Origin of the sequence: Cellulomonas sp., from assembly GCF_017744555.1 — a bacterium.
GTDB lineage: Bacteria > Actinomycetota > Actinomycetes > Actinomycetales > Cellulomonadaceae > Cellulomonas.
Window position 1 is genome coordinate 112713 of the sequence record NZ_JAGIBD010000012.1, and the last position, 15672, is coordinate 128384.

General features: G+C 74.0%; 18 protein-coding genes. 7 read left to right on the plus strand and 11 right to left on the minus strand.

Translation table 11 applies throughout. From position 1 onward, the window contains the following. Positions 1-156 precede the first annotated feature (156 nt). Complete coding sequence (locus J7523_RS10215) at positions 157-504, minus strand: TraR/DksA C4-type zinc finger protein (RefSeq protein WP_291885779.1); 348 nt, start codon at positions 502-504, stop codon at positions 157-159. 82 nt (positions 505-586) lie between these two features. Next, complete coding sequence (locus J7523_RS10220) at positions 587-2461, minus strand: helicase HerA-like domain-containing protein (protein WP_291885782.1); 1875 nt, start codon at positions 2459-2461, stop codon at positions 587-589. A gap of 210 nt (positions 2462-2671) precedes the next feature. Between J7523_RS10220 and J7523_RS10225 the strand changes: the two genes are divergently transcribed. Further along, complete coding sequence (locus tag J7523_RS10225; RefSeq protein WP_291885785.1) at positions 2672-4687, plus strand: cellulose binding domain-containing protein; 2016 nt, start codon at positions 2672-2674, stop codon at positions 4685-4687. 59 nt (positions 4688-4746) lie between these two features. Continuing rightward, positions 4747-4872 (plus strand): hypothetical protein, encoded by a 126-nt coding sequence (locus J7523_RS10230; protein ID WP_291885787.1) that lies wholly within the window; start codon positions 4747-4749, stop codon positions 4870-4872. Positions 4873-4894: 22 nt separating this feature from the next. Here the strand turns inward: J7523_RS10230 and J7523_RS10235 are convergent, their stop codons facing one another. After that, on the minus strand, positions 4895-5254 hold the full coding sequence (locus tag J7523_RS10235; protein WP_291885789.1) for a hypothetical protein: 360 nt from the start codon (positions 5252-5254) through the stop codon (positions 4895-4897). A 1-nt stretch (position 5255) separates the two neighbouring features. After that, entirely contained in the window at positions 5256-6056 is an 801-nt protein-coding gene (locus tag J7523_RS10240; RefSeq protein ID WP_291885792.1) for an isocitrate lyase/phosphoenolpyruvate mutase family protein, read from the minus strand. A gap of 163 nt (positions 6057-6219) precedes the next feature. On the opposite strand from J7523_RS10240, the gene J7523_RS10245 reads away from it, so the two are divergent. Together J7523_RS10245 and J7523_RS10250 are read left to right on the plus strand one after the other, a co-directional pair. Continuing rightward, a complete protein-coding gene (locus J7523_RS10245; protein ID WP_291885795.1) occupies positions 6220-6798 on the plus strand; it encodes a DUF6318 family protein in 579 nt (192 codons plus the stop codon). Positions 6799-6928: 130 nt separating this feature from the next. Beyond that, on the plus strand, positions 6929-7654 hold the full coding sequence (locus tag J7523_RS10250) for a transglycosylase SLT domain-containing protein (RefSeq protein ID WP_291885797.1): 726 nt from the start codon (positions 6929-6931) through the stop codon (positions 7652-7654). Between the two features lie 79 nt (positions 7655-7733). Here the strand turns inward: J7523_RS10250 and J7523_RS10255 are convergent, their stop codons facing one another. Together J7523_RS10255 and J7523_RS10260 are read right to left on the minus strand one after the other, a co-directional pair. Then, positions 7734-8954, minus strand: coding sequence for a cellulose binding domain-containing protein (locus J7523_RS10255; protein ID WP_291885799.1), 1221 nt, complete (start codon positions 8952-8954; stop codon positions 7734-7736). Between the two features lie 150 nt (positions 8955-9104). After that, positions 9105-10100, minus strand: a complete 996-nt coding sequence (locus J7523_RS10260) for a PaaX family transcriptional regulator C-terminal domain-containing protein (RefSeq protein ID WP_291885802.1) — start codon at positions 10098-10100, stop codon at positions 9105-9107. A 70-nt stretch (positions 10101-10170) separates the two neighbouring features. Between J7523_RS10260 and J7523_RS10265 the strand changes: the two genes are divergently transcribed. Together J7523_RS10265 and J7523_RS10270 are read left to right on the plus strand one after the other, a co-directional pair. After that, positions 10171-10749, plus strand: a complete 579-nt coding sequence (locus tag J7523_RS10265; protein WP_291885830.1) for a helix-turn-helix domain-containing protein — start codon at positions 10171-10173, stop codon at positions 10747-10749. After that, a complete protein-coding gene (locus tag J7523_RS10270) occupies positions 10746-11537 on the plus strand; it encodes an SRPBCC domain-containing protein (RefSeq protein ID WP_291885804.1) in 792 nt (263 codons plus the stop codon). Before J7523_RS10265 ends, J7523_RS10270 begins: the two co-directional genes overlap by 4 nt. A 66-nt stretch (positions 11538-11603) precedes the next feature. On the opposite strand, the gene J7523_RS10275 is transcribed toward J7523_RS10270, so the two are convergent. The 3 genes from J7523_RS10275 to J7523_RS10285 all read right to left on the minus strand — a co-directional run bounded on the left by J7523_RS10275 (position 11604) and on the right by J7523_RS10285 (position 13783). Next, positions 11604-12140: a putative immunity protein gene (locus J7523_RS10275; RefSeq protein ID WP_291885807.1), complete on the minus strand. Its 537-nt coding sequence runs from the start codon at positions 12138-12140 to the stop codon at positions 11604-11606. 43 nt (positions 12141-12183) lie between these two features. Then, positions 12184-12885 (minus strand): HAD family hydrolase, encoded by a 702-nt coding sequence (locus J7523_RS10280; RefSeq protein ID WP_291885809.1) that lies wholly within the window; start codon positions 12883-12885, stop codon positions 12184-12186. Positions 12886-12991: 106 nt separating this feature from the next. Beyond that, complete coding sequence (locus J7523_RS10285) at positions 12992-13783, minus strand: SDR family oxidoreductase (protein WP_291885811.1); 792 nt, start codon at positions 13781-13783, stop codon at positions 12992-12994. 96 nt (positions 13784-13879) lie between these two features. Between J7523_RS10285 and J7523_RS10290 the strand changes: the two genes are divergently transcribed. After that, positions 13880-14362: a MarR family winged helix-turn-helix transcriptional regulator gene (locus J7523_RS10290; protein ID WP_291885813.1), complete on the plus strand. Its 483-nt coding sequence runs from the start codon at positions 13880-13882 to the stop codon at positions 14360-14362. Positions 14363-14395: 33 nt separating this feature from the next. Here the strand turns inward: J7523_RS10290 and J7523_RS10295 are convergent, their stop codons facing one another. Continuing rightward, positions 14396-14893 (minus strand): DUF427 domain-containing protein, encoded by a 498-nt coding sequence (locus tag J7523_RS10295; protein ID WP_291885816.1) that lies wholly within the window; start codon positions 14891-14893, stop codon positions 14396-14398. 53 nt (positions 14894-14946) lie between these two features. Further along, positions 14947-15438, minus strand: a complete 492-nt coding sequence (locus J7523_RS10300) for a hypothetical protein (RefSeq protein WP_291885819.1) — start codon at positions 15436-15438, stop codon at positions 14947-14949. Positions 15439-15672: the final 234 nt, after the last annotated feature.

A 15672-nucleotide genomic window follows, 5' to 3' on the forward strand; every position in this document is an offset into this window, starting at 1 on the left:
CAGGGGCCTGCGTTGCCTGACGGGTCCGCCCCGCGGTGAGGGCGCATCACGGACAGGTCGGCGGTGCGTGGGCATTCACCGTCCCGGGGATCCCCGGGTGCAGGCGGCCGGCTGCCCTGGCCACCGCCAGGCTAGACCTGCCACGGGTGCGGCCGTCTACCGGGAGGCGCACACGATGCACAGCGCTGCGGACGGGCGGGCCGCGAGCCGCTCCTCCCCGACGGGTCCACCGCACCGCACGCACACCCCGTACGTCCCGTCGTCGAGGCGGGCGACGGCGGCAGCGTTCTCCGTCAGGCGCTCGCGCAGGGAGACGACGAGCCCGTGCGTGTGCGACCACTGCTGGGACAGCGTCGACCCCTCCGGATCGTGCTCGTCGTCCGCGTCGGCGTCGGAGCGGGCGCCGCGCACGTCGTCCTCGGCACGCTCGGCGTCCGCGAGCCGGGCCTCCAGGTCCGCGCGCTCGGCGTCGAGCCGCGTGCGTGCGTCGTCGTCCGTGGTCACGGGCCGACGCTACGGCGAAGGTCCGACACGCTCACCCGGTCAGGCCGAGCGGCCCGGCGCTCGTCGCCCCCGGGTCGCGGCGTCAGCGGCGGCGGCGCGTGCCGAACAGCGAGCGTGTGATCTCGCGCCCGACCTCGGTCCCCGCCGAGCGCAGCACGGAGGTGAGGATCCCGGTGGCCGCCGTCGTCGCACGGCGCCGCGCGGCCTCCTCCTCCTTGGCCCGGCGCGCGTCCTCGGTCGCCCGCGCCTTCGCCTCGGCCGCGTCCTGCTTCGCGCGCGCGGCGGCCTCGGCGGCCACCTGCTTCTCGATGTCGGCGGCGACCTGCTCGTCGTGCGCGGCCTGTGCCGCCTGGGCGGCGCGCTGTTGCAGCAGCTCGTAGGCGGACGCCCGGTCGACCGCGGTCCCGTACTTCGCGGCGAACGGCGACGACGCGACGGCGGCTTCCAGCGTGGCGGTCGGGGTGGGTTCCATCGACGACTCGGGGGCGCGCAGCCGCGTCCACGCGACGGGCGTCGGTGCGCCCTTCTCCGAGAGCACGGTGACGATCGCCTCGCCCGTGCCGAGCGTCGTGAGCACCTCCTCGAGGTCGTAGTCCGACGTCGGGAACGTGCGGGCGGCCGCGCGCAGGGCCTTCGCGTCGTCGGGAGTGAAGGCCCGCAGGGCGTGCTGGACGCGGTTGCCGAGCTGGCCGAGCACGTCGGCGGGCACGTCCTTCGGGCTCTGCGTGACGAAGAAGACTCCGACGCCCTTCGACCGGATGAGCCGCACCGTCTGCGTGACCTGCGACAGGAAGTCGTCGGACGCGTCGTGGAACAGCAGGTGGGCCTCGTCGAAGAAGAACACGAGCTTCGGCTTCTCGGGGTCGCCGACCTCGGGCAGCACCTGGAACAGCTCCGCGAGCAGCCACATGAGGAACGTCGAGAACAACGCGGGCCGGTCCTGCACGCCCGGCAGCTCCAGGGCCGTGACGACCCCGCGCCCGTCCGGCGCGACCCGCAGCAGGTCCGCCACGTCGAACGCAGGCTCGCCGAAGAACGCGTCCGCACCCTGGCTCTGCAACGACACGATCTCCCGCAGGATGACGCCCGCCGTCGCCGCCGACAGCCCGCCGATGCCCTTGAGCTGCTCCTCGCCCTCGTCGCCCACCAGGAACGCGATCGTCGACTGCAGGTCCTTGAGGTCGAGCAGGGCCAGCCCCTGGGTGTCGGCCCAGTGCATGATGAGGCCGAGGCTCGACTCCTGGGTCGCGTTGAGGCCGAGCACCTTCGCGAGCAGCAGCGGTCCGAAGTCCGTGACCGTCGTGCGGACCGGGTTGCCCGTGCCCATGCCGCCGAGCGTGAGCAGCTCGACGGGGTACGCCGTCGGGGTCCAGTCCTGGCCGAGCGCCTGCGCGCGAGCGGTCAGCTTGTCGCTCGGCGTGCCCGGCGACGCGAGGCCGGACAGGTCGCCCTTGATGTCCGCGACGAACACCGGGACACCCGCCGCCGACAGGGCCTCCGTCATGCCCTGGAGCGTCTTCGTCTTTCCCGTGCCCGTCGCGCCCGCGACCAGGCCGTGGCGGTTGAGCATCGCCATCGGGAGGCCGACCTGGGCCGCCGGGACCGGGGTGCCGTCCTCGATGAGGGCACCGAGCGGGAGGGTCGCGCCGGCGAAGGTGTAGCCCTCGGCGACCTGGGTGGCGTGCGGGGAGAGGGCGACGGGCGGAGCGGGCTGCTCGACGGGTGCGGCCTGCTCGACGGACGGGGCGGGCTGCTCGACGGGTGCGGCCTGCTCGACGGACGGGGCGGGCTGTTCGACGAGGGGTGGGGCACCCGTGGCCGCGGCCGCCTCGGCGGCGGCGAGCGCGGCTGCGGCGGCGTCGGCCCTCGCCTGGGCTGCCTCGGCGGCGGCCTGGGCGGCGGCGGCGCGGAGGGCGGCGAGGTCGGCGGACGACGGCGGGACGGCACTGTCCGACATGCCGAAATCGTAGGGCCCGCTCCCCCCGGACGCCTCGGCGGAGAGGGCCGGTGTGACGAGCGGGCGGCCCTCGCACCTCGTCGTGGGCCGGTGTCGCAAGTCGTAAACCTTTAGCGGTCCATCGCGCACCGGCGTTCCGCCCCACCTCCACTGACCCCCGCCCTAGCGTCGCGAGTCGAAGCGCTTCACCCCTCCCGATTGGAGCCCCCGATGAGAGCACGCAGGGCAGCGCTGGTCGCCCTCCTCGTCACGACGACAGGTGCCGTCGCCCTCCCCCAGGCCCATGCCGCCGACACCCCGGTCCAGGTCGACGTGGACGTCCGCGCGGGACTCGCGACCGTCGGCGACGCCGCCGTCGGCGTCAACCACGCCGTCTGGGACTCCGAGCTCGGCACGGACGCCGTCGCCGACCTCCTCAAGGGCGCCGGCACGCAGGTGATGCGGTACCCCGGCGGGTCGTACTCCGACATCTACCACTGGAAGGACAACACGGCCCCGGGCGGGTACGTCGCCCCGAACACCGACTTCGACCACTTCATGGCCGGCGTGCAGCGTGCCGGCGGACAGGCGATGGTCATCGCGAACTACGGCACGGGCACGCCGCAGGAGGCGGCGGACTGGGTGCGGTACGCCAACGTCGAGAAGAAGTACGGCGTGACGTACTGGGAGATCGGCAACGAGATCTACGGCAACGGGCACTACGGGGCGAGCTGGGAGGCCGACGACCACCCGGCGAAGACCCCGGCCGAGTACGCGACGAACCTCGTGGAGTTCTCGCGCGCGATGAAGGCCGTCGACCCGACGATCAAGATCGGTGCCGTCCTGACGACGCCCGGCAACTGGCCGGACGGGATCGTCGCGGCCGGTGACGCGGGGACGTGGAACCAGGTGGTGCTGTCCATCGCGGCGGCGGACATCGACTTCGCGATCCTGCACTGGTACCCGGGCGGCTCGTCTGGCCCGGAGGCGCTCGGCAAGGTCGCGCAGGCGTCGGACATCACGGCGATGACGCGCCGGCTCCTCGACCGGTACTCGCCGGACCGGCGGATCGGCATCGCGGTCACCGAGATCAACACCGGCTACGGGCAGAACACGCAGCCGGGCGCGCTGTTCGCGGCCGACGTCTACGGCTCGCTGCTGGAGAACGGCGTGCTCTCGGTGGACTGGTGGGACGTGCACAACGGCGTCGGCACCGTCTCGACGGTCGCCGGGCAGACCGACTACAACGACTTCGGCCTCCTCTCGAGCGGCACGTGCACGGCGGACGGCACCGTCTGCGAGCCGGCGAAGAACACCCCGTTCGGCCCGTACTACGGGCTCTCGCTCGTCTCGAAGCTGGCTCGGCCGGGTGCGCAGTTCGTCCGCGCCGCCAGCTCGGACCCGCTCGTCAAGGTGCACGCCGCGCGCCAGCCGAACGGCGACCTCGCCGTCCTGCTGACCAACGAGGACCCCGACGCCGCCCGCACCGTCGCGCTGAGCTACGCCGGCTACTCCCCGGCCGCCACCGCGAAGGTCTACAGCCACGGCAACGGCGACACGGCGATCGCGACGTCGTCAGGCAGCGGCACCAGCCGCACCCTGCCGCCGTACTCGCTCACCGTCCTGGTGCTGCACCCGACGTCGACGGCCGCCGCTCCGGCCGCACCCGGCCAGCCGGTCGCGTCGGCCGTCACCGCCCGCGACGCCACCATCTCGTGGCCCGCGGCGACCGGCGGCACGAAGTACGAGGTCCACCGGCAGGTCGGCGCGCGCAGCGAGCAGTGGGGCGAGACCACCGGCACGTCGTTCACGGTGCACAACCTCACCGCCGCGACCACGTACACCGTCAACGTGATCACGCGCGACGGCGCAGGCCGCGTCTCGTGGGCGTCAACGCCGCTCACGTTCACGACCGGCACGCCCGACCCGGCCGCCTGCGCGGTGACGTTCACCGACGCCAACGACTGGGGCAACGGCTACGTCGGCAGCATCGACATCACCAACACCGGCAAGGAGCCCGTCGCCACCTGGACGCTCCGGTTCACCTGGCCGACCGGCTGGCAGCAGCTCAACAGCGGCTGGAACGGCGACTGGGCGCAGTCGGGCAGCACGGTGACGGTGAGCAACGCGACCGCCCCGCTCGCTCCGGGCGCCACGGTGAACGTCGGGTTCGTCGGCTCCTACCAGGGCCCGAACGTGCTCCCGGGCCTGTTCACCCTCAACGGCAAGACCTGCACGACCCGCTGACCGGGTGACCAGGGGGCGCGGCGGGTCCGCGCCCCCTGCTCCGCCCCTACCCTGCGGCAATGGGGCGCCGACGGAAGACCCTGGGCCCGCAGGACATCGACGACGTCGGGTACGCCGCCCTCGTGGGCGCACTGACGTTCCTCGGCGTCGTCGGCGCCGTCGTCCTGTGCATGACCGCCGGCTGAGGGCGGCCTCTTCGCGGTCGCGTCAGGACTGCGTGAGCCGGGCGGCGTGCTCCTCCTCGTCGGCCGTGACGTCGTCGCTCGCCGTGCTGACCAAGGTCCACCGGCTCGTCCGCCCGTCCGGGCCGTCGACGGCACCGCCCGCGAGCGCCCGGCCGATCCGGTCGCGCACCTCGGCCTCGTCGGCCGGCTCGGCCGCGAACAGGATCCGCAGGTGCGCGAGGCCGTCCACGTCCTCCACCGCGGTGTGGTGCGGGGCCAGCGGGCACGGCGGTTCGTGGTCCCACGACCCGCAGAGGTCGAGCGTGACCGCTGCACCCGGTCCGGCGAGGTCGGCGCCGGGCGCCAGCGCGACGACGGCGGTCTGCGCGTAGGCGGTGCGCACGTCAGGACCCGAGCCGTCGTTGCAGGTCGGCGTAGGAGACGACGCCGTCGAGGAAGGCGAGGGTGCCGGTGTCGAGCAGCTCGCGTCCGGCCCGCTCCAGCGTGCTCAGCGCGGCGCGCGCGAGGCTGCCACCCAGGCTGACGCGCCTCACGCCGAGCGAGAAGAGGGTCGGCGCGTCGATCGCGCTCGCCAGTCCCGCCACGATGTTGAGCGGGCCGGGGATCGCGTCGGCGAGCCGGCGGATCGTCTCCGCCTCGACCACGCCGGGCACGAACACGCAGTCGGCCCCCGCCTCGACATACCGGGTCGCGCGTTCGACGGTCTCGTCGAACGGGTCGCCCGAGGCGCCGACGAAGTACGTGTCGGTCCGGGCGTTGAGCACGAACGTCCCGGCCGGTGCCGCGGCACGCGCCGCCGCGACGCGGTCGACGGCCTCGTCGACGCCGAACAGCACGCCGCCGCGCACGTCCTCCAGGTTGCCGCCCACCACGCCGGCCTCCACGGCCCGGGCGACGGTGCGCGCGACGTCGTCCGGGGTGTCGCCGTAGCCCGACTCGAGGTCGGCGCTCACCGGGACGTCCACGGCGGACACGATGCGGGCGACGTGCTCGAGCATCGTCGTACCGTCGACCGCTCCCCCGTCGGGCACGCCGAGCGACCACGCGATGCCCGCGCTCGTCGTCGCGATCGCCGGGAACCCGAGGCCCTCGAGGATCCGGGCCGACCCACCGTCCCACGCGTTGGGCAGCACGAAGCCCGGGCCGGCGTGCAGGGCGAGGAGCGCAGCAGCCTTGTCGGTCATCGCTCGCTCGCGTCGACGGTGTGCGACGTCGTCATCGCCCCAGAGTCGTCAGACTCGGTCTGGTCCGTCAACGTCGGGCCGGCACGGGCGGCGCGTCCGCGTCGAGCCCGCCGTGTCGAGACGGGCGCGCGTTCCCCGTGTCCGGTCCGCTACGTTCCGCGCCATGCTCCTGCGCCGTCATCTCGTCGCCCCGCTCGCGGTCGCGCTCCTCACGGCGACGCTCGCCGCCTGCACCGGCTCCGCACCGGCTGACCCGACGACCGCTCCGACGACGTCGGCGTCCGCGCCGGCCGACGAGGCGACTCCATCCACGGCCGCCACCCCGGAGGCGTCGGCCACACCGACCGACGAGTCCTCTCCGGCCGCGCCGGCGGCCCTCAAGCAGCCCGCGAGCGCGGAGGGAGCCCAGGACGTCTCCCGCTACTTCATGGAGCTCTACCCGTACGTGCTGCGGACCGGCGACGTCGAGCCGTGGACGACCCTCAGCAGCCCCGACTGCACCACGTGCAGCGCCGTGACCGAAGGCGCCGCCGATCCGGACCCGACGTCGAAGCAGGCCGTCGACATCCGTTCCGTGACCGCGACCGAGGACTCGCCGGGAAGCTTCTCGGTGTCCATGGACATGTACGAGACCCCTCGCGTCGCACCGGACGTCGTGCACTTCGCCGTCACCTTGTCGCTCGTCCACGACGGCACGGCGTGGCACGTGACGGCGGTCCGCCCCACACGCCTGGAGTCCTGACAGGTCCGCTCGTCCCGGCGTGCGGTGGGTGGAGGTCTGGTCCCGGGCCTCAAGGTCGGCCGGCCGGGGCCCGATCTGTTCGTCATGCAGACGAAGGACCTCGCGGCCGCGTAGGCCGCGACCATCCGACATGGGCCGGCACCAGGCGGCTCCCACCCCGCACCGGCTGCCCCTCGCGCGGTGGGCTCGCGCGTCCCTGCGTCCCGTGGCCGGCGGCGTCGCGCTCGGTGCCGCGGTCATGGCGTTCGCGCAGATCGACCCCGACACGTCGTCGCCGGCGTTCGGGGTCTCGTCGACCGAGGCGGCCGACCTGGTCGGGCCGACCACGGTCTCCGCCCCCGCAGAGGCGACGTGGACCAGCACGGACGCGGACACGACCTGGCTGACCGACGCGATCGCGGCGGAGGCGGCGGAGCGCGCCCGAGTCGCTGCCGAGGCCGAGGACGCCCGCCTGGCCGCGGAGGCGGAGGCCGCCCGTCTCGCGCAGGTCGAGGCGGAGCACGCCGCCGCACGCCGGGCCGCGCGGAGCATGACCCGCGGCACGTCGGCCCCGGTGGCGAGCGTGCCCGTCGGCGAGGTCAAGCAGTACGCCGCGGGCCTGGTCGGCGCGGACCAGTGGGGCTGCCTCGACGCCCTCTGGCAGCGTGAGTCGGGGTGGGACCCGTCGGCGACCAACCGGTCGTCCGGTGCGTTCGGGATCCCGCAGTCCCTGCCGGGCGCGAAGATGGCCTCGGCCGGCGCCGACTGGCGCACCAACCCCCTCACGCAGGTGCGGTGGGGCGTGTCCTACATCGAGGGTCGCTACGGCAGCCCCTGTGCGGCGTGGCAGCACTCGCAGTCGACGGGCTGGTACTGAGCCCGGCAGCGGTGCGCGGTCGGCGGGCCGGAGGGTCTGCCCGCCCCTCCGGCCCGTCGGGTCCCGCGCTCCGGCGTCGTCAGGCCGCCTCGCACGACACGGTGGCCCCCGCGCCCGTGCCGGTCCCCTGGAAGCCGAAGCTCGTGGTCTGACCGGCCTGGAGCCTGCCGTTCCAGGCCGCGTTGGTGACGCTGACCGTGCCGCTGGAACCGCTGGCCACGCCGTTCCACGCGGTGGCGAGCGTCGCACCGCCGGGCAGGGTGAGCCGGACCTTCCACCCGTTCACGCCCGAGGTGGCGGTGACGGCGACGTTCGCGACGAAGCCGCCGGGCCACTGGTCCGACACGGCGTAGGAGGCCGTGCACGCGCCGCTGCCCGTCGGGCTGGGGGTCGGCGTCGGGGTGGGCGTCGGTGTCGGGGTCGGCGTGGGTGTCGGGGTCGGCGTGGGCGTCGGCGTCGGGTCGCCGAGCGTGAGGTTCTTCTGCTGGACCTTCCACCGCGTGCCGCACAGTCCGCAGCTCGGGCCGACGAACGCCCGACCCGCCTCGGTGTCCCCCTTCAGCTGCCACCTGAACCACAGCGAGGCCACCCGGCCGAACTCACCGCCGTTGGTGTCGGTGTACGTCCCTCCGTGCCCCACGTCGAGGTTGCCCATGAACGCCGGCAGCCCGGAGGGCAGCTTGCTCCAGTCGTCCATCGCGTTCGGATAGGCGATGTCGCCCGAGCCGCCGATCACGTACACGATCGGGTCGTTGAGCGCACGGAGCTGGTAGTCGTCGGCGTCGTTCAGCAGGCCGCTGCTGAAGATCCCGACGGTCGTGACGCGCGGGTCGGACGCCACGGCGTACGCCTCGACGCCGCCGCACGACCAGCCGGCGACCCCGACCTCGCTCGTGTCGACCTTGCCGTAGAACGGGCTCTGCGGGTTCGTGTTCTGCGCGAACGCCCAGTCGATGCCCGCCGTCAGCCACGACGCGCTCTCGGTGCCCGAACCGTTCGGGGCGCCGTTCGCGATCACGAGGATCCCCTGGGACGCGATCTCGCGCAGGAAGTTCTGGGCGTACGTGCCGTTCGCGGTGCACGCGCCGTTGCCCCAGACGACGACCGGGAGCTTCGCGGACGGCAGGGTCACCGGCCGGTAGACGGTGTGGTTCGCGAGGCTCGAGTAGGTGGTGTAGTCCGCGGGGTACGGGCCCGACCCGCCCGCGGCCGCGGCGGCGGGTGCGAGCCCGGCGGTGAGAAGCGCACCCACGGACAGTGCTGCGGTCAGGGTCGCGCGGGCGATCGATCGTCGTCTCATGGGTTGCCACCTCCGGTGCCGGACGGAGCTCGTGCCGGTCGGCATCGCCGGAGGGGGCGGCGGCGTCCGGAGGGCGTGCACGCACCGGTCGAGCATGTGCGTAGTAACCGTCGCGGCAGCGACGACATCTGTCTACGAACGCGTGGGCTGCTAATCGTTTCCGAAGGCAGGGACAGGCACGCGAGGCCGCCCTGCAGCCGACGCCCGGCCGCCACGCGGCGGTTCGGCGGGGTCGGCGGCCGCCACGAAGTGGGTGACCCAGTCCGCGGCGTCCGGCCAGGCCGGTGACATCACCTCGACGAGCCGCTCCTGCGCGAGCGGCCCCAGGGCCGAGTGGACCTCGAGGAGCATCGCCCGGGCCTGCGCGCGCGGCCACGCCGGCGGCAGGACCTCCAGGGGGAGGTCGGGGTCGTCGAGCACGAGCTGCCGCCACGCGTCCATCAGCGTCGTGCGCGCCACCAGCGCCCGCGCTGCATCGACCCCGTCGGCGCGGACCGCTTCGCGCAGCGCGGCGTGCTCGTCGACGAACGCGCGGTAGGCCGTCCTCAGCCCCTCGAGGTCGTACGCGGCTGCCGGGCCGTGGGGGCCGGCCTCGTCGTCGAACCGGACACGCATCACGGACCAGCGCGCGTCGTGGACGTCGTCGAGCAGCTCGCCGAGCGCGCTGCGGGCGGGCGTGGGGTCCGGGTCCGGGCTGATCCACACGCTGTCGTACAGCCGGACGAAGCCGAGCGCACCCAGCGTCCTGCGGACGACGTGCCGGTGCGCCTCCCGCGACTCGGGCAGCGAGTACGACACCGCGAGCCACTCCCCGGCCCACGGCCGCGGGACGGCACCGAACGCGAGGAGCCGGTGCATCGTCGACCGGTGCCCCGCGATGGCCTGCGGGGTCAGGTGGTACACCGACGACCGGCCGCGTCCTCCGACCGCGACGAGACCGCGTCGCACCAGCCTCGACAGCGCCGCCCGGGCGCTCGCCTTGCTGATGCCGAACTCGGCCAGCACGGCGACGACCGCCGCGGACGGCAGCTCCGCGTCGGCCGAGTCCAGGTACTCCCCGAGCACGGTCGCGAGCAGGTGCTGGGGGTTCGGACCGGCCTGCGCGCGCGGTGCGTCGACGCCGTCCACGTGGGCCTTCCCGGTCACCCCGTCAACCTAGTCGCGGGCGGTGGTGCAGACCCTTGACAAGATTTGTTGTCAATGCGACGGTGTCGGTATGCAGGACGTCGAGGTCATCGAGGACGCGGAGGCAGCCGCCGCCGCGCTGGACCCGGTCCGTGCGCGGCTGCTCGGCGAGCTGGCCGTCCCGGCCTCCGCCGCCGGGCTCGCCGCGCGGGTCGGCATCGCACGCCAGAAGGTCAACTACCACCTCAAGGCCCTCGAGGCGCACGGCCTCGTCGCGCTGACCGAGGAACGCCGGCACGGGGGCCTCACCGAGCGCGTGCTCCAGGCGACGGCCGCGTCGTACGTCGTGTCCCCGGCGGCCGTCACGGCGTCGGCGGCCGACCCCGCCGCCTCCCCCGACCACCAGTCGGCCGGCTACCTCGTCGCGCTCGCCGCACGTGTGGTCCGCGAGGTCGGCGCCCTCGCCCGACGAGCGGGCGTGTCCGGCCGGCGCCTGCCCACGCTCACCGTGGACACGCAGATCGGCTTCCGCTCCGCCGCCGACCGGGCCGCGTTCGCCGACGACCTCACCGCCGCGGTGCTCGACCTGGCCGCCCGCTACCACCACGACGACGGGCAGCAGTACCGCCTCGTCGTCGCCGCGCACCCCGTTCCCGAGGAGGAGTCATGAGCACCACCGTGGACGTGCCGTACCGCCTGGAGTTCACCGTCGAGGTCCCCGGCACCCTCGAGCAGGTGTGGCAGGCCATCGCCACCGCGAAGGGCATGAGCGCCTGGTTCCTGCCGACCGAGCTCGAGGAGCGCGAGGGCGGGTCGCTGCACTTCAGCATGGGCCCGGAGCTGGGGTCCGACGGCGAGGTCGTCCGCTGGGACCCGCCGCACCGCATCGTCTACCAGGAGGACTGGGCCGCCCTCATGGGCAAGGACCCGGACGCCCTCAGCCCGCTGACCTCCGAGTTCGTCGTCGAGGCGACGTCCGGCGGCACCTGCGTCGTGCGCGTCACCAGCAGCGGGTTCGGCCGCGGGGACGACTGGGAGCAGGAGTGGTGGGACACCCTCGGACCCGGCTGGATGCCGTTCTTCGACAACCTCCGCGTCTACCTGGCGCACTTCGCCGGCCAGGAGGCCACGCGGTTCGAGGCCTCCGCGTCCCGCACCGGCGACGCGGACGCGCTCTGGTCGACGATGCGCACCGAGCTCGGCATCGGCGACGAGGGCACGACCGTCACGGCGCGCGGCACCACCGGCACCGTCGAACGGCTCGGCGAGCGGCAGGCGCTGGTGCGGCTCACCCAGCCCGTGCCCGGAATCCTCGACGTCTACGTGTGGGCGGGCGACGACGGCGCGTCGATCGTCGGGCTCCGGGCCTCTCTGTTCTCCGCGGACGCCGCCGACTACGTGCAGCGTGAGGAACCCGGCTGGCGGGCCTGGCTGCAGGGGATCACCGTCCCCGCCTGAACGCTCGCGCCGACCGATGCCGCCCGGAGGTGCAGGACACCGGGGTGCGGCGACGGTCCGAGGTCGTCAGGAACCGGCGACGTCCGCCTGGATCTGGCGGATGACGGTCGCGAGGACGCCCGATGCCAGCAGCCCCGCTCCGAGCGGGCCCGCCGGGTCCTCACCGAGCAGGGGCAGGCGCCGCAGGGCCCGCCGGGTCTCGGCCGTCATGCGTGCCAGCTGCCAGCGGACCTCGTCGTCGACGGCTCCCGCGCTCGCGGGCGCCGCCAGACCGGCGGCCTTCGCCGCGTAGGCGGCCGCCCCCAGCGCGTGCGCGCCCATGTGCGCGACCCCGGAGGCCTGAGCCGCGGCCCGGGCTGCGGCGACGCCCGCGGGCGAGGTGGCGGCAGCCGCCGCGCGGCCGGCGACGAAGCGCCGGCGGATCTCGTCGGCCGCACGCAGCTCGCCGCGGCTGAACGCCCGGGCGCGCGCGATCGCGTCGCGCGGGCGGTCGTCGTCCGGCGCCTCGGCCTCGAACAGCGGCAGGACCCGCTCGGCACAGTCCGCCGCCCACTCAGCGACCGTGCGTCGATCGGCCTCGCTCAGCGCCTGGGGAGAGACCACACCGACCTCCTGGAGTGTTGTGCAGGTGCGCCGCGGCTCGCGGTCACGACGTGCGCGAGCGGCCGGGAAGGACGAGGTCGAGCACCCGGTGCAACCGTGCCTCGCCGACGGCCGCGAGCGGCGGCAGCACCAGCGTCGTGATCCCGATCGCGGCGGCGGCGCCGTCCCACGCCCCGCGATCGCCCACCATCAGGACCTCCTGCGGGGCCAGGCCCAGGCGGTCGAGCGCGAACCGGAAGATCGCCGGGTCGGGCTTGGCCACCCCGAGCTCGTACGACAACGCCCAGACGTCGACCAGGTCCGCCCACGTGCGGCCGTCGCCCGCGTCGTGCAGCGCGAACACGGGGCGTAGGTCGACGTGGATGTCGCTGACGACACCGACCCGGACACCGGACGACGTCAGGGTATGCAGGAGGTCGCCGACGTCGGCGGCGAACGGGTTGAGGCTCGCGTCGGACTCGGCGGCGTACAGCGCGGCGGCCAGCTCGGCGTCGACGCCGGCCGACGCGAACCACTGCGCGTACGCGGCGCGATGCTCCCGCACGTCGGTGTCGATCGCCGAGGAGTCGATGCGCGCCGTGCCCGCCCCGCGGAGCCTGTCGAGCACCTGCTCGACCGCCCCCGGGGACGCGTCCCGGCCCACGTCCCTCAGCGCCGTCTCCACCAGCCACGGGTACGTCGGCGCCACGACGAGCGTGCCGCGCCAGTCGAGCAGCACGGCGCGGAAGCTGGGCTCGACGGACACACCGCGAGGCTAGCGAGGACGCTCGACGTTCGTGCCGAGACGGTTGCGCGCGGCTCGCGTCCACACCGGCCGGGTCAGGCGCGAGTCCGCACCGGAGCGACCGCCGCTAGACGATCGTCGTCAGGACGCCACCGTCGGCCCGGACGGCCGCGCCGTTCGTGGCGGACGAGAGCGGGCTGGCCAGGTAGAGGGCGAGGCTCGCGATCTCGGACGGTTCGATGAACCGCTCCAGCAGCGTGGTCCGGTTGGCGCCGATGATGGCCTGCTTCATCTCGTCCGCGGTGACGGCCTGCGCCTCGGCGATCCGAGCGACGGTGTCGGCGACGCCGTCGGAGTACGTGGGTCCGCCGAGGATCGTGTTGACGGTGACGTCGGTTCCTCGCGTCAGCTTGGCGAGGCCGTTGCTCAGCGCGAGCATCGCGGCCTTCGTCAGGCCGTAGTGCACCATGTCAGCCGGCACGTTCACGCCCGACTCGCTGCTGATGAAGACGATCCGGCCCCAGCCCCTGGTGAGCATGCCGCCGAGCACGTGGCGGGAAAGCCGCACGCCACTCATCACGTTGACGTCGAAGTAGCGCTGCCACTCGGCGTCGTTGATGTCCTCGAAGCCGGCGAGGCCGAACAGGCCGACGTTGTTCACCAGGATGTCGACGTCACCCAGCGACACCAGCAGCTGCTCGACCTGCGCGGGATCGGAGAAGTCGGCGACGAGCCCCGAGACGTGCGCGCCCGGGACCTCGGCCCGCAGCTGCCGCAGGGCCGCGCCGACGCTCGCCTCGCTCCGTCCGTTGACGACGACGGTCGCACCCTCGGCGAGCAGGGCTCGCGCGATGGCGAAGCCGATGCCTCGGGTGGAACCGCTCACGAACGCGGTCTTGTCGTGCAGACGAAGGTCCATGGATGTCGCTCCCGCGGGTCCGATGACTTGCTTAGGCAAGTGAAAGTAGGTCGCAATGACTTTCCTCGTCAAGTCATGGACGGGTACCCTGACCCTATGCCGCACCTCAGCGACGACGACCTGGAGACGTGGTCGGCCCTGGCCACGGTCCTCGAGTGGCTCCCCGCCGCCCTCGACGCGCAGCTGCAGGGCGACGCCGGCCTGACGCACTTCGAGTACGGCGTGATGTTCGCGCTCGCCGACGCCGAGGACCGCACGCTGCGGATGAGCACGCTGGCCGGCTACTCGAACAGCTCGCTGTCCCGCCTCTCGCGCGCGGTGGCACGGCTCGAGGCGAAGGGCTGGGTGCGACGCGCCCCGGATCCCGCGGACGGGCGGTACACGCTCGCCACTCTGACCGCCACCGGCGTGCAGAAGGTCGACCAAGCGGCCCCCGGTCACGTCGACACCGTCAACCGCCTGGTCTTCGAGCCGTTGACCCGGGCCCAGGCCCGCCAGCTCCGCGACATCAGCCGCCGCATCATGACGGCGATCCGCGCGGAGGACGGCTGGCGACCGGCGTCGACGTCCGATCGCTGACGGCGGCCACGCGGCGCGTCGCGGCGACGGACCTCACCAGCCCCAGGTGCCCGGACCGCCCTTGAACGGCCCGACGACGCCCGACGTGATCCAGCCTCCGTAGAACCCGCCGTCCTGGGCCCGGACGACCTCACCGTCGACCGTGCAGCGATCCATCGCTCCGGGCATCACGGCGACCGCACCGGCGAGCACCTCGTATGCCGCCGCCGGCTCCGGGTAGGTCCACGCCGCACGCGGCGCCACGACCGTCCCGCCGAGGACGTCGAGGTACGCCGCCTGCCCCTTCCACTCGCACCACGACGCGCCGTCGGCGGCACGCAACGACCCCGGGACGAACGCGGAACGGGGCAGGTAGTACGTCGGCGGGTGGCTGGTCTCGAGCACGCGCCACCCCCACGTCGTCCGCGCGACCGCCTCGCCGCCCAGCTCGATCACGAGCTCGGCGTCGCAGCGCTCGACGCGCGGCGGCCGCGGGTAGTCCCAGACGGACTCCTGCCCGGGCGCGGGACGGATCGGCACGGGGCGGGCCACGGGCTCGACGCTACGTCGGCGCCCGGAGCGGCGCAGCCCGCGTCGGCGCCCGGCTACCAGTCCGTCGGGTGGATGTAGCGCGCCGCGGGTCGTGCGAGCCACTGCGTGACCTGCATGACGAGCCCCATGTCGGCGAGCTGCGCGCTCCTGAGGTTCGTCAGCCGGCCCGGGGAGCAGTCGAGAGATGCGCCGACGGCCGCCCAGGTGAGCCCGAGGTCAGCACGGCGGCGGTCGAGGTCCACGTACAGCTCCGCGAGGTCCCAGCGGAGCCGCTTGTCCGGACCGGCCGGGGGCAAGCCGGTGTCACCGACGTCCACGACGTCGCCGACGAGGAAGTCCTCCGGCGGTCTGCCCAACCAGCGCAGGAGCGGCAGCGCGTACTGGCACGACATCGTCCCGCGCAGCGCGGTGCGGTGGAGTGCTCCCGGGCACAGGGCGTCGTCGCCGAGTCGAGCGTTGAGCTCGGCGGACTGGTCCCACAGCTCGACGGCGAGGCCTCGCCAGGCGAGCCCCCGGTGAGACCGCTTCTCGTCCACCGCACGCATGAGCGCTTCGCCGTCGAAGGACACCCTCGTCGGAGCGAGCGCATGGTCCATGGGATCAGGCCTCCCCTCGCCAGCCGCCGCGTGCGGTCTCGCACCGCCGCACCGCCCTCCGAGCATCGCACCGGGCACCGACAGGAGCCGAGGACGTCGCGCGCACCGCGAGCGCCGGCGGCCGTGCGTCGTGCGGTCGGGTGCCGCAGGCAGGACCGTCGGGCATCCTCGGATCATGGCGGA

Coding starts and splice junctions, on each gene's coding strand:
- J7523_RS10220 (WP_291885782.1), bottom strand. CDS start 2,461: ATGTCGGACAGTGCCGTCCCGCCGTCGTCCGCCGACCTCGCCGCCCTC.
- J7523_RS10225 (WP_291885785.1), top strand. CDS start 2,672: ATGAGAGCACGCAGGGCAGCGCTGGTCGCCCTCCTCGTCACGACGACA.
- J7523_RS10230 (WP_291885787.1), top strand. CDS start 4,747: ATGGGGCGCCGACGGAAGACCCTGGGCCCGCAGGACATCGACGACGTC.
- J7523_RS10240 (WP_291885792.1), bottom strand. CDS start 6,056: ATGACCGACAAGGCTGCTGCGCTCCTCGCCCTGCACGCCGGCCCGGGC.
- J7523_RS10245 (WP_291885795.1), top strand. CDS start 6,220: ATGCTCCTGCGCCGTCATCTCGTCGCCCCGCTCGCGGTCGCGCTCCTC.
- J7523_RS10250 (WP_291885797.1), top strand. CDS start 6,929: ATGGGCCGGCACCAGGCGGCTCCCACCCCGCACCGGCTGCCCCTCGCG.
- J7523_RS10255 (WP_291885799.1), bottom strand. CDS start 8,954: ATGAGACGACGATCGATCGCCCGCGCGACCCTGACCGCAGCACTGTCC.
- J7523_RS10265 (WP_291885830.1), top strand. CDS start 10,171: ATGCAGGACGTCGAGGTCATCGAGGACGCGGAGGCAGCCGCCGCCGCG.
- J7523_RS10270 (WP_291885804.1), top strand. CDS start 10,746: ATGAGCACCACCGTGGACGTGCCGTACCGCCTGGAGTTCACCGTCGAG.
- J7523_RS10285 (WP_291885811.1), bottom strand. CDS start 13,783: ATGGACCTTCGTCTGCACGACAAGACCGCGTTCGTGAGCGGTTCCACC.
- J7523_RS10290 (WP_291885813.1), top strand. CDS start 13,880: ATGCCGCACCTCAGCGACGACGACCTGGAGACGTGGTCGGCCCTGGCC.
- J7523_RS10300 (WP_291885819.1), bottom strand. CDS start 15,438: ATGCGTGCGGTGGACGAGAAGCGGTCTCACCGGGGGCTCGCCTGGCGA.